Origin of the sequence: Mesotoga infera (assembly GCA_011045915.1) — a bacterium.
GTDB classification, from domain to species: Bacteria; Thermotogota; Thermotogae; order Petrotogales; family Kosmotogaceae; genus Mesotoga; species Mesotoga infera_D.
Map to the genome: position 1 here is coordinate 1 of DSBT01000380.1, position 15,638 is coordinate 15,638.

The window sequence follows — 15,638 nt, forward strand, 5'->3', positions numbered from 1 at the left end:
AGAGAGTTCCTAGATGTATATTGATCTCGGGTTGAGAGCGGTGAAATCAGCAAAGAAATCACACCAAAGGGTTCGAATTGGGGACTGTTTTCTATCTACGCTGGATTAGTCTCAAAAGGATTGCATTCAATGCCATTCTAGACTATCATGGACTTTCTAGTGAAGAAGTTTCGTTTATCGGATATCACTATGCGGATATCCCCCTTCTAAGGAGGTTGGTCTCACCGTCGCAGTTGAGAACGCATCTCCCGAAGTAAAAGCCGTCTGCGATACGTAACTCGCTCAAGTACCGATGACGGAGTAACTTATGCAATCAAGAAAGTCTTTTTTTCTAGAAGAAAATGAGCATTGAAAAGTGTGATGCTGCCTATCGCACGTTCGATGATATTCTCAGAAAAGAAAATCATCTTGAACAGTCGGTCTGATTTTCAAAATAGCCGCAAAGATGTTAGAATTCAAAGTGAAACCAGCTAAATTGGATTCTCAACTGAATGTTGAACCAACGTTTGTATTTTTATTTCCCAAGAATGAGAGATGAGTGAGTCTTGTCATTAGATGAATCAACAGACTTTAATCTCGACCTTATTGATGAAGCGGTCATGATGGTTGATCCTACTGGAAGAATTTCCTTCCAGAACATTCCTTCGAGAAAGTACTTCGGTGATATTGTTGGCAAAGAGTACAATATTCTCTTCGGTTCTAGCGATTTGTTTATAGACAATGCCGGCTCTGTGTGGAGCATCTCCTCATATTTCGACAAAAGCAAATTCTGTGATGTCAAGATCCTGAAGAAGGCAAATAGGATTAACATCGAGTCTTTAGTTGAAAAGGAGAAGCCGGGAAGTATGAACGATAGCACTGAAAGCCTTGAGAATCCGGCTGCCTATTCAACAGCTTCGAGCGCGATTCACCATTTTGAGACTGACAGTAGCCTCAACAGGTTATTCAGAAGAGTCTTTGAAGAACAGTTCATTGGAGCCGCGATTTTTTCTGTAGACAGAACTTGCGAAAAGATTACTCCCTTAGCGAAGAACCTCGCTTTTGAACTTAACCGGCTGGCACGACTCCCCGTTGTAGAAGGCCTTGCTCTAGTAAGACCCATTAGCAAGGCCGATCATCTTTATTTGCAGGCGCTGAAAAGAGTTGCGAGAACGGGAAGACAAGAGAGAATTGTGCTTTCTGAGGAAATCTATCACGAGGAAGTCTGGATAAAACCGATTTCCAATAGAGAGTTAGTAAGCATGCACAGAGAGATTACTACCGAAATCAATGACCTAACTGAGTTAGCTACTGCAAGGAGCATTATCGATACAGTTGATCAGGCAGTGATTTCTACTGACGAAAGAGGAGTGATTATCCTTACTAACAGAGCCGCCGAGAAGCTTTTCGGAAGAAAAAGAGATCAAATTATTGGGAGAGATTTGTTCAGCTTCATAGAAGTAAGAGGTAATCGAAATGAGAATAGACTGATTAATAACGGCAGTCGAGGCGATAAACGTTTATTGATAGTCACTCGGAGTGATGGATCACGAGTAGAGGTCGATGCTTTAGTGACGAAGATTGACGGCGCCCATTCTGACGGACCGGGAGGAAGAGTTGTCTATTCCTTTTCCAAATCAAGTTTTGAACATGTTCTTCCCGAATCGACTGAGAAAACTATTAAAAGCCTTATTGAGACCCTCTCAACAGTGGTTGAGGTTAGAGATCCATACACAGCCGGTCACCAACGAAGAGTCAGCAAACTCGCTACGGCAATAGCAACCGAAATAGGGCTCAACTCGGATCAAATAGATACTGTACGTGAGGGCGCACTTCTCCATGATATTGGTAAGATTTCTGTGCCAACTGAGATACTTAGCAAACCGGGGCGACTTACGGAAAATGAATGGTTCCTTATTCAAAGTCATAGCGAAGCAGGTTTTAAGATGCTGGAAAGAATCGAACTACCGTGGCCAGTATCAAGCATCGTACGGCAGCACCATGAACGGCTTGACGGTTCCGGATATCCCCAGGGATTAAGGGGTAAGGAAATTCCTTTTGAAACGAGGATCGTAACGGTCGCGGATGTGTTTGAAGCAATTGTATCCCACCGGCCATACAGGCCTGCACATGAAACTGCAGCAGCGATCGCTGAACTTACTGAAGGAGCAGGCAAACTCTACGACCCTGACGTTGTTGATTGCTGTCTATCGGTAGTGGGGAGCGGATTCTCACTTGATTAGCAGTCCTTCGAACCCATACTAATTCGTTATTTATTCTCAAGAAGGGGATTTGTAACTTCTGGTTTCGAGAGATTTCGATTTCGATTCCAGCGAGCTTCGAATGAATCCCTTGCAGCACTTTCAAGTGCCACGATTTCTATTGCTCCAGTGCAGAAGCAACTGCATCAACCGCAACCAGCAGAAAAGAAAGTTCTCGAAGGGCGTCGCAAAACAAGACAGTTATCTGACTAGAAATTAGAACGAATGATGCTGAAACTTCAGATGATTGCATAGTGAAGTGAGCAGCCTGGTTTTATACGGCATTTGCTTATGATTAAAAGGGAGTCATCTTGGATCATATAGTATCTTCCGAAGAAGCAAATCGCGTATCACTTCCTGAACCACCCCTTTTTGTGTATGAAAGACAACATTAAGAGAACGACTATCGCCATTGCAATCAAGACTGCTGGGTAAGCCCACTTTACGGAGAGCTCCGGCATATAATGAAAATTCATTCCATAGAGACCTGCAATGAATGATAGGGGTATGAAGATTGTTGAGATTACTGTCAGTACTTTCATTATCTCGTTCATGCGGTTACTGGTCGAAGAAAGGTACAGGTTCATCAGCTCTGACGCAAGGTCTCGACTTAGATCAAGCATATCGAGCGACTGCATTACATGGTCATATACATCTCTGAAGTAAAGCGAAATCTGGTCTCCAAAGTACTTGCTTTCGCCTCTGGAAATACGACCAATCGCGTCTCTGGTAGGCCAAATAAGTCTCTTCAGATGAGCCAATTTATGCTTAAGTACATATAACTCTTTGAGTTTTTCCCTGGCTGCTTTTTCCATGAGCTCATCTTCAAGGTTCTCGAGATCGTTGCCCAGTTCCTGCAATACTGGGAAGTAGTTATCAACGATTGTATCAACTATAGCGTAAGCCGTGTAATCGTTGCTCATATTCCTTATCTGAGCGTTCCTCCTTATTCTCTTCCTAACAGGGTCTAGAACGTCTCCGTATCTTTCCTGGAAAGTGAGCACGAAAGTCTCTCCAACAAAAACACTGACTTGCTCTGTGACAAGAACGCTCTCATCCTTTCGCAACATAGACAGGCAGAGAAAAGTACAGTTGTCATATTCGTCGACCTTAGGGATCTGAGGAATATTCGTTACATCTTCAAGAGCCAAAGGATGGAGAGAAAAGATGTCACCAAGCTTTCGAATTAGCGTTTCGTCTCCTAATCCTTGAACGTCAACCCAATGAACCTTTCCTCTCTCGAAAACTATTGACTTCAGTTCGTCCAGATTCTCAAGGATTTCTTCCCTAAGATAATTTCCGTCGAATTCGATAAGCCTGATCAAAGGAAAGGGTGCCTCTTCGTCAATATCTAGACTTCCAGGTACTGAACCAAGCGGTGGCTTCCTCTTTCTGAATAGACCCTTCTGATTCATCCGCACACCTCCACTGTAGAAGAAACAACTGAACAAGGAATTGGCTGTACTGTCTCTTTGATTCTAGCACCGAGTTTTCTCAAAAAAAGACTACTAGATAACTTCGTATCGTTAAGAAAGAGGCTGTCAGAGAGTTTTGCGATTTGCATCTTGAGGAGTATATTTGGATCGTACCAAAGAAATCAGGGGGCTTGAGGGAGACAACATGAGAATGGTCTTCGTTCTGTTCATTGCCGTTTTATTTGTTTCAACACTCTTTTCTTCTATCGAAACGGTGAGAAATGAGGAGTATCTGGCTTCTCAGAAAAAAATCAAAGGAAGCTTTTGCTGTTCCATCTATTGTTATTGCGAGGAAGCAAAAGAGATAATCTTGAGTCACTTTCCACATCTGGCGTCCGATTCCGATGATGAAATCTGTGCGATCATTGAGGAGAGAGACATCCAGAGGAGGTTCGGCGGCAACTCGTGGAAGCTTTCCAGCCAACTTGAAGACAACCTTTTCTACAGAGATCTTGAATTTGTCAGCCAAGAAAAGTCGTGGACCGCGTGGTTCGATGGAACTGTCAGATTCATACTTTCCGAGTACTATGAAACGCCCCTGGGATTCGCTGTCTTCAAGGCTGGATTGTACCCGTATTTCGACATTAGAAGTTTCTTGGTTGAACTCCAGGTCGAGGATGAAGAACGTGCACCTCCCGACAGTGGTTACCTAAGGATCTGGCTGCTTCTTCCGCCGCATAGCTTAATCCAGGATTACATTGCAGTTTTGAAGGTATTCCCGCCCGAAACACTGGCTAGTTTTCCCAGAATCGACTGGAATATTGGATGCGCTCTTTTCGAATTTGATCTTGCTTCTATAATAGGGAATTTGGAAATAACAATAGTATTCTCTTTCAGACAGCATTTAAGCATTGATACTGCGTCTGTCAAAGAATATGATACTGAAAGTGTTATTTTCGGAGAATATACAGCATCTTTCACAAATATCTCTTTCGACGAGAATTTTGCAAGTCCTGCAAAGTCTATTATGGAAAGAGTAGCAAATCCTCACATACAGGCGAAGGAACTCTATTACTACGTCGTAGAAAATGTCAGCTACAGTTTCATGGCACATTCGGCAATTGAAGCAGACGGCATTCCGGAAAGCCTCTGCGCTTATGAGCATCACTTTGGTAATTGCGTAATGCAGTCAATGCTCTTTGCGACATTGTGCAGATCTATAGGTGTCAAGGCAAGAATACCTGGCGGGTTTCAGCTTTTCTTGGGTCAGCCGGGATCACACCTCTGGGGCGAGTTTTCCCTGCCAAAATACGGTTGGGTTTTCGGCAACACTTTGGCCGGACAGCTCGCGAACTACGTTTTGAATGTGACCGATGATGTGCGGAGAGCATTCATTGACTTCTATTTTGGGAATAAAGAACCTCTGAGGATGATTGTCCGGAATTCAGTAGATTTGGAACCTGAAGGAGGAGCTATTGATATCCAATTCCTTAGCCTTGCCACGCCATTGCCATTTGCTGATCGTAAAATCGGAAGTGAAGATCTTTATGTTTCTTTTGCTGTTCCGGAAGTATCTTCAATTAACACAACTCTGATTCGTTAGGAATGTGAGAGTCTAAAGTATCCCAAAATCCAGAGAAGTTAAGAATCTCGATCTGCCTTCCAACTGAAGAGAGGTGAGTTAGTATGAAAGCTTCAAAGGTATGTTTACTCTTTATCTTCGTAATCGTTGTTGGTGCTTCCTTTGCATGTACGACACTTATAGTAACTAAGGGTGCAAGTGCTGATGGATCAATGATTGTTGCTCATTCAGACGACAACGATCTAGCCGATCAGAGAATAGTCTATGTCCCTGCCCAAGATCACGAACCCGGGTCATTTAGGCCGGTTTATTGTACGGCAGTCGCGATAGGCGAATTCCCTCAGTATAACAGCTTTATTTATCCAAGGATTGTGTCGGGCAGAGCTCATGCTTACGATACATCTGGCTATCCGGCTTCAATTCCTATAGGAATGATTCCCCAAGCAGCGCACACATATGCCTATTTCGACGGTTCATACGGGATAATGAACGAGCACCAACTGATGTTTGGCGAGTGCACAAATGGAGCAAAGATCCAGATCGGTCCTGAACCAGGCAGAAGGATCTTCTACTCCTCTGAACTATCTAGAGTCGCTCTTGAACGATGCAAAACTGCTCGCGAAGCTGTTGAACTGATAGGATTCTTAATTGAAGAATACGGATACTACGGTACAGGTGAAACACTGCCCGTTGCTGATCCAAACGAAGCGTGGATAATTGAGATGGCTCCTTCTCCTGAAGGAACAGGAGGATTATGGGTTGCAAAAAAGGTTCCCGACGGGGAAGTCTTCGTCGCCGCAAACCAATTCCGAATAAGGGAAATAGATCCCGAAGACTCTGATTTCCTTTTCGGAAAGACTCTTCACGAAGTTGCAGAGAGATACGGATGGTGGAATCCCGAAGATGGTCTTCTTGACTGGCTGCAAACTGTGAGTCTTGGAGAATACAATCACCCTTACTACTCTTTGAGGAGAGTATGGCGTCTCTTCTCCTTAATCTCTCCAAGCCTAAACCTTTCTCCCTGGGTAGAAGACGGTTTCACAAGAGAATATCCATTCTCGATAAAACCGGACAGAAGACTCTCAGCAAATGACGTGATGAACTTATATCGAGACCACTATGAAGGAACGGAGTTCGACCTAACAAAGGGGATTGCAGCCGGCCCATTTGGTTACCCAGACAGGTTTTACGGTCCCTACGACGGACAGGGTGATGTGGGCGATCCTACTCGTCAACTTGAAGGTGCTTGGGAAAGGCCTGTATCAGTCACATATTGTGGATACACTTTCGTATGTCAGGGAAGAGAATGGCTTCCGAACCCCATTGGAGGAATAATGTGGTTAGGTCTAGATAAACCAGCAGATACTTGTTTCATTCCCTTCTACTCAGGAGTAAGCAATCTGCCTGATTCTATTCAAGTCTGCGATACTTCACGCTTCAGCAGGGACAGCGCCTGGTGGGCGTTCAACTTCGTGTCAAACTGGGCCGCTCTGAAATACAGTTACATGCACGAGGAAATTAAACTGATGCAGCAGAAATATGAAGCATTTTCTCTAAGTCGCCTTCCGGAAATTGAAGCAAGTGTTGCCGCGATTCTTCCGACAAAACCAGGGGAGGCTGCTGACTACCTCGCAAGATTCTGTTCAAGAAACTCTCAAGAGATTGTACGAGCTTGGTGGGAATTCTCTGAGTATTTGATAGTAAAGTATAACGATGGTTTCATAAGTGAGAAAGGCAACATGGCCCAGCCAACAGGCTATCCAAAAGAATGGCTTGACAAAACGGATTGGTCTGAAGGACCGACCTCTTACGAGAAGGAGTGAGAAGTCTTATCCCTCCAAAAGAAGGACTATTCAACGCCCTCTCTTGGAGGGGTGTACTTTATTCCGATATTCCACGCTTTTCCAAGATACATGCCTATAGACCAGTAGGAGTCCTCGTAGACAGAGAACGCTACCGGACTGATCTTCCTTATGTCTGGAAGGCCGTCGACAATACACGACTCTGCACAATATGTTTGGATTACTTCACCGACAAATGTGACATGTACTGAACCGAATTCGAAACTCCTGACTAACTCGCATTCCATGTTCAAAGGAGCTTCTTCTATCATCGGAACGATTCCGGTTTTTCCAGTGAAGGTGCTGAAAACCTCCGACTTATCCGTGGTCTTTCCGGAGTAGATTCCCATATAATCCACGCCTCTGAGCATGTCGAGAGATGGTACATTCACACTGAAGTAACCCGACTCCTCTATATTCCTGCAGCTTAACCTAGTTTTCGCTAGAGAAATTTGGATCATTGGCGGCTGAACCTCTACAACCCCACAAAAGGCAACTGTAGTGTAATTGGGTCTCTCTTCGTTCATCGTACCAACCACAACTAATGGCATGGGGTAGAGATATATTCCTGGTCCAATTCTGTCTTTCAATCGATTCACCATTCTTCCTCAAACTCATGAAGGCAACATGATCACAAACCCTGATGATGTGGATTTTCCGTAATTCCATTGTACTCGATTCTTTCTAATAAAAGCAAGCCATCTTTTGGTGAGAGTCCGCAGTTAATCACCTGATCCGTCAGAAGGATCAAGAATTTGGAAGAGAGACAGCCCGAAATTAATGAGAATTACTTGATAGACTGTATATGGTTCATGCTGATTGTATAATTGGCTGTGGAAAGAAAGAGGAGGGATTTTGTGGAAAATATCTATGACGATGTTGTCTGGGTTGATTTTGACACCCTAGAAGCCTTCATGAAAGATGTTTTTGTCGGAATCGGAGTTCCTGAAGAAGACGCAAGTGTTTGTGCCAATGTTCTCATCACTTCAGACAAAAGAGGGATAGACTCACACGGCATAGGAAGACTGAAACCCATTTACGTTGATCGAATCCGCTCAGGAACTCAGAATCCCGTCACAGACTTTGAGATTGTTAGAGAAAGCCCCACGACGGCAGTGATTGATGGACACAACGGAATGGGACATGTCATTGCTTACAGATCAATGAAGCTCGCAATTGAGAAGGCGAAAACCTATGGAATGGGAATGGTGGCAGTGCGCAACTCAACACACTACGGAATTGCCGGCTACTATCCAATGATGGCAATTGAAGAGGGCATGATAGGAGTTACAGGCACGAATGCCCGCCCATCAATTGCACCAACTTTCGGAGTGGAGAATATGTTGGGAACTAATCCACTCACTTTCGGGATTCCCACAGACGAAGACTTTCCCTTCGTTCTCGACTGCGCCACTTCTGTCGCTCAAAGGGGAAAGATTGAAGTCTATGCCCGAGCAGGCAAGGAACTGCCAGAAGGGTGGGTTATTGGTCTTGATGGTAAACCAAGAACAGACACTGAGCAAATCTTGATTGATCTGACAAAAGGAGAAGCCGCTTTGACTCCGCTGGGAGGTATTGGTGAGGAGACTGCCGGATACAAGGGATATGGCTACGCGGCTGTAGTTGAGATTCTTTCTGCCGCTTTGCAGGCAGGCAGCTATTTGAAATTGCTGACGGGTGTGGGACCCAAAAATGAAAAGAGACCTATTCCAATAGGTCATTTCTTCATTGCAATAGACATCGAACCGTTCACTCCACTGAACGAATTCAAGAAGCTCGCGGGTAATATACTCCGAGAGCTTAGAGCGTCAAAAAAGGCCCCCGGGCAAGAAAGGATCTATACCGCTGGAGAGAAGGAATACCTCGCCTGGAAGTCTAGAAAGGAGAAAGGTGCCCCTTTAAATGAGATCTTGAGGAAGCAACTGGTAGAGCTTAGAGATGAGCTGGGGCTTGATAAATACAGATTTACCTGGGAATAATAACGCGCCGGGGAGGTGAACGGTCCGTTAAGGACTTATCAGATGAAAATTGGAGTTATTGGATTTGGAGCAGCCTCAATAGGCTTCTTAAGTGAGATTATTGATGAGAATCATGAGATTCACATTCTTGAACGCTCAAAGGATATTTTTAGTTCAAGCATAAGCGGAATAAGGTCGGATGGGAAGATTTTCGTGTCAGATACCATGGGCGGTGATATGGAGATTCCTCTTTCTATTCAGAAAAGTGTAGTCGATTTCTATCTGGAGAAACTGCATTCCGAAGACAAATTCGTCGTTAAAACAGGTACATCTTTTGACAGAAAATCCTCATTCTTCAACCTCTTCTATGAAAAGGGTTTTGAACCTGTGAACTCGAAGTTCTGGCATATAGGAACCGATAAATTGGGTTCGGTCCTCACAAGGATTTTCGACGAATTCTCGAAGAAGAAGAACGTCCATTTTCACTTTGGCTCGAGAGTCGATGAAATAGATATTGAAAAGGAAAGAATTGTTCTTAGAGGAGAGGGATTCGAAGCCGAGTTTGATTATGTGGTAGTTGCTGTGGGCAGAAGTGGTCATTCGCTTATAAAAAAGGTTACAGGGCGGTATCCAGAGATCGTTGCATCTAGTAACACGGTAGACATTGGAATCAGATTCGAACTTCCCGATCATGTAGTTGAAGAGATAAATAGTGAGATGTATGAATTCAAGGTAAGATTGAAGGCCAAGACAGGATATACTGTCAGAACTTTCTGTAACAATCCATCTGGAAAGGTCGTTCTAGAGAACTACGAAGATTTCGTGACCGTGAACGGCCACTCCAACTCCGGTGGGAGTTCAGAGAGCACTAACTTCGCAATACTTTGCACAACGCGTTTCACCGAACCTTTTCGTGACCCAATAGGTTACGGTTCATATATAAGCAGATTGAGCAACATTCTTGCCGGTGGCAGGAAAGTGATTCTTCAAACTTATGAGGATTTCATACAGACGAAGAGAACAAAGAGATTGGGGAGGGTGAAACCAACGTTACCGGAAAGCGATTTCATTCTGGGGGACATTAACCTTGTGTTACCCAGGAGAATATCTGTTTCCATTACCGAGTTTATTGAGAAACTCAGCGAGGTAATTCCTGGAATATCCTATCCCGACAATCTTATGTATGCCGTCGAAGTCAAGTTTTACTCGAACAAGATAAACAACGGTCGATACAAGAATCTGAAGTTCATCGGTGATTGTAGCGGTCACACAAGATCCATAACATATGCAACCGGCCACGGAAGGCTCCTAGGTTCTTCTCTAAAATAGGAATTGGCATTGAAAGGCCTTCTCATAAAACAAGCGCCTTTTGGCGAAACTTGCTTTTATCAAATGAGCAGGTTGGTCCACTCTACGACTGCTAGTCCTACGTCGGGAGTGAACATTGAGAACTAAAACCTAAAGAGACGATGCGGAAAGTCTGAATATAGGGAACTTAAATACAGTAATTTATGACAACTTGTGGTATTGCAGATAAGGACTTGTGTTTTCCAGGCAGGTTGAACCCTTGAGAATAGAATTGCCGAAAGCCGAATGTAATATATACGCAAATAAAAGTATACATGCTAACTGAACCATTGGCCCAATATTGGGGTCTCATTTGTTGTATCACCGAGATGAAAGACAAATCGATTCTAGCAAGATAGCAAGGCAAGCGCAAAGCACACCTACACCCTTTTAAGTGCAACGTGTCCTCATAGCACCCAAATATGTATTGAAGATCAACCGGAAGGGTCCGATCGTAAATCGGACCCTTGTTTTGAAGGGAGGCTAGTGTTGGAGGTAGTAAACACAATCGTTTTTTTGGGCACCGGAAACCTGAGTAATACAGGTTCTTTCTACAGAGACTTGATAGGGCTTGAACTGTTCAGAGATCAGGGGAAATGTCAGATTTTCTTCACCGCCGGCGGTGGCATGATAGGTTTTTGTGATCATCTACAGGTGAATCCTGGAGAAAACAATCCAATAATAACTCTGCTCACCGAAGAAGTCGATGAATTCTATGAAAAACTGACCGAATTGGGTTTTGAATGCACCGAGCCGATCGTGAACGAGAAGTTTAATATCTATCATTTCTTCACAAAGGATCCCGATGGCTATCGTCTGGAGATTCAGAGGTTTCTTGACCGATAGGTTGGACTGTTCTTGAACGGCCATGAATGGTAGAATTGAGTGAAAATTTTTTTCAGGGTGATAGATTTGAGAAGGATAGCTATATTGGCTACTTTGCTTTTTTCTCTTGTTGCGTCTGGCATAGAGTACTTGCCGGACAGCAAGGCTTTCAGCGCTACTTCGTTGGCAGTTAGTCCAGATGGGGAGAGACTTGTCTCAGGATATATTGATAATACCATCAAAGTGTGGAGCCTATTAAATGGAAGTTTGATACACAATCTTTCCTTTAACAGCGCCTGGGTAACTTCAGTTGCTGTTTCTTCCGATGGAAAGACAGGAATAGCGGGCTACGACGATGGAATAATTATCGTTTGGGATCTTCTGACTGGAAAGAAAATCAAATCTTTGAGCAGTCACACCAGTGCAGTAAATGACTTGATTGTAACTGCAGACGGTAAGACGCTTTATTCATGTAGCTCAGATGCAACGGTGAAGATATGGTCGCTATCAAGTCTATCGTTCATAAGAACTCTCAGAGGCCATTCCGGATCCGTTCACTCCATTGTCGACTGGCCTGAACAAAACCGTCTATATTCCGCTTCGGAAGATGGAACTCTTAGAATATGGGATACGTCAAGTGGACAGCAAGTCAAGGTTATCAGGGCAGAGATCGGATCACTTACCGCAGTGTCTATGGATAGAGATAGAACAGTTCTTGTAGTTGGATCTGAGGCGGGCCATCTGAAATCTTATGATGTCAAGACCTGGTCCCCCCTGAAGACATCGAGAGTCCACAACGCACAACTCACAAAGATTCTCATCGACAATGGGTTAATCTACACTGCATCCTCTGACAGAACAATAAAGAGTCTTTCCTTTCCTTCTTTCGCTCTTGTGCATATGATAACGGGCCACAACTGGGATGTAACAGAGATAGTCCTTTCGAACGATGGTCATGTGCTTTACTCATCTTCCACAGATGGAACTTTGAAAATATGGGATGTTGAAAGAGCCTCTCCAATAGGAACATTGATAGGGTTTGGTGACGGAGAATATTTCTCTTATAACTCCATCGGCAACTGGGTTTCTTCAGCACTTGGAACTGAGAGAGTCAATACAGTCGATGGAGCTAGTCCTTTGGAAGTCGCAAGAGAGCTCAGTTCACTTCTTCTCCAACTAGATAAGTTGCCAAAAATCTACACTCCTGCTCTTCTTAGTATAAGCATAGAAAAGAACACGGTGGATTTTTCGGTCTCCAAGCCTGTTGAGAAAGTGACAGTGAATGAAAAAGAAGTGGAAATAGGTGAAGATGGAGAAGTTGTGTTTAGCCCCGATGGCGCAGGCGACTACATCATCCGAGCTTATGACGATTCAGGTTCCTACGACGAACGAACTGTAAGCATTCAATTTGAAGAAACCGTGATGTACGTAATAAAAGAAATCGGCACATATAAAAGAGGCGATAGAGTAATAATTGATGATTTTCGTGAACTGGCATACCTTGTGAATGGAGAATGGCTTGACAGGGACTCCTTTTCGAGAGTCCCTCCTGATGTTGAACCACCTCTCATAGCCGGCGATAAAATTCAGAAGGTTTCGATTGGCGAAAGCAAGTATCTAGAATTGTACGTCTCCGACAACAGCACAGTGACTTTGATTGAAATCGTGGCTCCCGACCTTTCAGTAACTCCTCTTGCAGTAAATTCAGCTTTTGCAGAAATTAGAACTGAAGTTCAGGGAACGGGCGAATATACTGTCAATGCATACGATCAAGATGGAAACAAAGCGATGTCAACATTTTCATTGGAAGCTGAGGCAAGAAGTCTCTGGGTTTCCAGAGATCATGAAAATCTGGGATTTGGTCAGGAAGTCAAAGTTACCGAAGAAGGCGAAAACTGCTATTTTGTTTCCGATTACGGCTGGTTAGAAAAAGAGTACCTATCGAGAAAACCGGTTTCGACAGGAGATCCGGTAATCAGCGGTGAGCCAATTCAGCATGCTGTTTCGGGTAATGAAAGGATCCTCAGCTTCACAGTAAGCGATGACGTTAACGTAAAAGAGGTTGTTGTTTCTGGAAAAACTTATCCAGTAAATGAAAGAGAAAAGGAAATGCACATTATGGTAAGCGAGTATGGGGAACATCTCGTGATTGTGAGTGATGTTGAGGGCAATTCAGCTCGAGCATCGTTCACGCTTTCTGCCCCTCCAGAGAATGAAAGGGCTAATGGCAAGATCTGGTACTTGTTGATTCTGATTGTGATAGCCCTTCCTTTGGTTCTGTTTATGACAGCAAAGTCTTCAAAGAAGAAGACACGGAAGATAAGGCTTTGATTATGAGGAGAATACTGTTTGCTGCAATAGCTTGTTTCGCTGTCATCGCAGTTGTCTCAGGCTTCGGGCTGCTGAAGGGGCAAAGTGCAGATTTCGAAGTCTTGGAGTTGAGAAGTGTGAGGGCAGAATACGGCGTGTTACTATCAATACCAGTTTTTGACTTAGTAAGAAGCAATGGAACGGCCCTTGCCTTTTCAGTAGTTGGAGAGAAGGGAAGAATAGAGAACGATCTCCTTCTGATCGATACGAAATCTCTAAGCTGCCCCAAAGACGAAGTGGAGATCGTTGTACAGTCGGAAAAATCAACAGTTGTTGTCCCCATTGAGATTGAAGTGGAAAACCCACTCCCATCCCCCGCACTCGCAATCACAAACCAGAAGCTTTTTGAGGGAGAGTGTCTGGAGATTGACTTGAAAGAGCTTACCACTTCAAATTCAGAAAACATATCATACGAAATCGTCAGTGGGGTGGGAGAAATTCGGGATGCTGAGTATCGATACACCGCTGGGCCTCGCGAGGCTCCTGTGGCTCACAGAGTGACTATTAAAGCAATTGACATGTTGGGGCAGTGGCACTGCGAAACCTTTAGCATTATCATAATGGATAAGAACCACTGGCCAGAAGAACCTCACTCTCCTTATCCAGACGATGGTGTTGAGGATTTCATGAACAACTTGGTCCTCTCATGGAAGTGCGAAGACCCCGATGGAGACAGGTTGTCTTATACTCTCTACTTTGGAGCTGGAAATCTGGAACTCCAGGCCGGACAAATCGCTGACACCAACTATACCTTGCCTTCTCTTGAACCGGATACAGAATACAGTTGGCAGGTTGTGGCTGAAGATGAAAAGGGCGGGCTAACAAGAGGCCCAATTTGGTCATTCAGAACAAAAAGGATTCCCAAACTGAAATGGAAGAGGGTCATTGGTATTGATGGAAGAGACAGCTTCGCCAAAATCAGACCTCTTTCAGATGGTAGCTTCATTCTTGCGGGTTCTACGGATACCGAACTTGTTTCGGATTCCTCAGAGAAAGAACTTTCAAGAGCAGGATGGGTTGTGAAACTTGACGAGAACGGCTATTTTGCCTGGCAAAAGAAGTTCGATATGGGCTGGACCGAGTTCAATGACATTATACAAACCTACGATAAGGGATTTCTAGTGGTAGGCAAAACTCAATCTTCAACCGACCTCGGATCTGGGGAAGGATCTTCATTGCTGGCAATCAAACTTGATAGATTCGCAAATGAGAGCTGGAGATTCAGAATTGGAGAAAATCAGAGCGAAGCGGCCGCGGTTGTTGAGATCGAGGACGGATATTTGATTTTGGGAACGAATTCCTCACATGAAAGTGAAGGAAAGAGCATTGCTCTTATAAAACTCGACAGGTCAGGAACGGGAGTCTGGCAACAATCATTTGGTGGGAGCGCCTTTGAACGGGCGGTCGATTTTAATCTTGACCCAAAAGGAGACATCGTGATTGTTGCAGAAACAACTTCTATGGATGGAGAAGCCAAAGGTAATAGTGGAAGCCTCTTGACGATTAATGGATTGACTCTGGAATTCTCATCAGTTCTGGTGATCAAAGTCAGCATTGATGGCGAACTCCTTTGGTCCAAAGTTCTGGGTGGAGAGAGCGAGGATTCACCATCCTCAGTAAAAGTGGCCGCCAACGGAGATATATTTGTTGGGGGTTCAACCAGCTCCACTAAAGGAGCTTTCTCTCGAAAAACTTCAGACTATGATGGCTTTGTAATAAAACTGTCGGAAGAGGGAGAAGTCTTGTGGACGAAATGCTTAGGAGGTAATGGCAACGACTTTCTTCAAGATTTCTATATAACTCCTTCTGGTGGTCTTCAAGCAGTTGGCTTCTCGGAGTCGAATCCGGAAAGGAAAAGTACGGAAAATACTCTCTTGCAGAGAGCTGGATTAGCTTATAGTGACATCTGGCTTCTGCAGATCGATGTCGACGGGAATTTGCTTTGGGATAAATATCTTGGCGGAGAACTGGAAGATGTTAGCCTCGCGGTGGCTAGTTCAGGCAACGGATTTGCTTTATCCGGTTTCTCTGCATCAAGTGACGGCGATTTGGGCTCTAAT

The 15,638-nt window shown here is 44.2% G+C and carries 10 protein-coding genes; 8 read left to right on the forward strand and 2 right to left on the reverse strand.

All coding sequences use genetic code 11. The features are described 5' to 3' along the window. The first annotated feature begins 545 nt into the window (after positions 1–545). Complete coding sequence (locus ENN47_12370) at positions 546–2,222, forward strand: HD domain-containing protein (protein HDP78944.1); 1,677 nt, start codon at positions 546–548, stop codon at positions 2,220–2,222. Positions 2,223–2,590: 368 nt separating this feature from the next. Here ENN47_12370 and corA read toward each other — a convergent pair whose 3' ends face one another. After that, a complete protein-coding gene (corA, locus tag ENN47_12375; GenBank protein ID HDP78945.1) occupies positions 2,591–3,655 on the reverse strand; it encodes a magnesium/cobalt transporter CorA in 1,065 nt (354 codons plus the stop codon). 163 nt (positions 3,656–3,818) lie between these two features. Here corA and ENN47_12380 point away from each other — a divergent pair, with 163 nt between their 5' ends. Further along, positions 3,819–5,258: a transglutaminase domain-containing protein gene (locus tag ENN47_12380; protein HDP78946.1), complete on the forward strand. Its 1,440-nt coding sequence runs from the start codon at positions 3,819–3,821 to the stop codon at positions 5,256–5,258. Positions 5,259–5,341: 83 nt separating this feature from the next. Then, positions 5,342–7,060 carry a dipeptidase gene (locus ENN47_12385; GenBank protein ID HDP78947.1) on the forward strand — a complete coding sequence of 573 codons (1,719 nt, stop codon included), beginning with the start codon at positions 5,342–5,344 and terminating at the stop codon, positions 7,058–7,060. A 26-nt stretch (positions 7,061–7,086) separates the two neighbouring features. On the opposite strand, the gene ENN47_12390 is transcribed toward ENN47_12385, so the two are convergent. After that, positions 7,087–7,629 carry a flavin reductase family protein gene (locus tag ENN47_12390; protein ID HDP78948.1) on the reverse strand — a complete coding sequence of 181 codons (543 nt, stop codon included), beginning with the start codon at positions 7,627–7,629 and terminating at the stop codon, positions 7,087–7,089. 306 nt (positions 7,630–7,935) lie between these two features. Here ENN47_12390 and ENN47_12395 point away from each other — a divergent pair, with 306 nt between their 5' ends. The 5 genes from ENN47_12395 to ENN47_12415 all read left to right on the forward strand — a co-directional run. After that, the gene (locus tag ENN47_12395) at positions 7,936–9,057 is read left to right on the forward strand and encodes an Ldh family oxidoreductase (protein HDP78949.1); all 1,122 of its coding nucleotides are present in this window, start codon (positions 7,936–7,938) and stop codon (positions 9,055–9,057) included. A gap of 42 nt (positions 9,058–9,099) precedes the next feature. Further along, positions 9,100–10,365, forward strand: coding sequence for an NAD(P)/FAD-dependent oxidoreductase (locus ENN47_12400; protein ID HDP78950.1), 1,266 nt, complete (start codon positions 9,100–9,102; stop codon positions 10,363–10,365). 507 nt (positions 10,366–10,872) lie between these two features. Beyond that, positions 10,873–11,229, forward strand: coding sequence for a VOC family protein (locus tag ENN47_12405; GenBank protein HDP78951.1), 357 nt, complete (start codon positions 10,873–10,875; stop codon positions 11,227–11,229). Positions 11,230–11,295: 66 nt separating this feature from the next. Then, positions 11,296–13,539, forward strand: coding sequence for a WD40 repeat domain-containing protein (locus tag ENN47_12410; protein ID HDP78952.1), 2,244 nt, complete (start codon positions 11,296–11,298; stop codon positions 13,537–13,539). A 2-nt stretch (positions 13,540–13,541) separates the two neighbouring features. Further along, positions 13,542–15,638: hypothetical protein (locus ENN47_12415; protein HDP78953.1), on the forward strand; the 2,097-nt coding region annotated here is incomplete at its 3' end.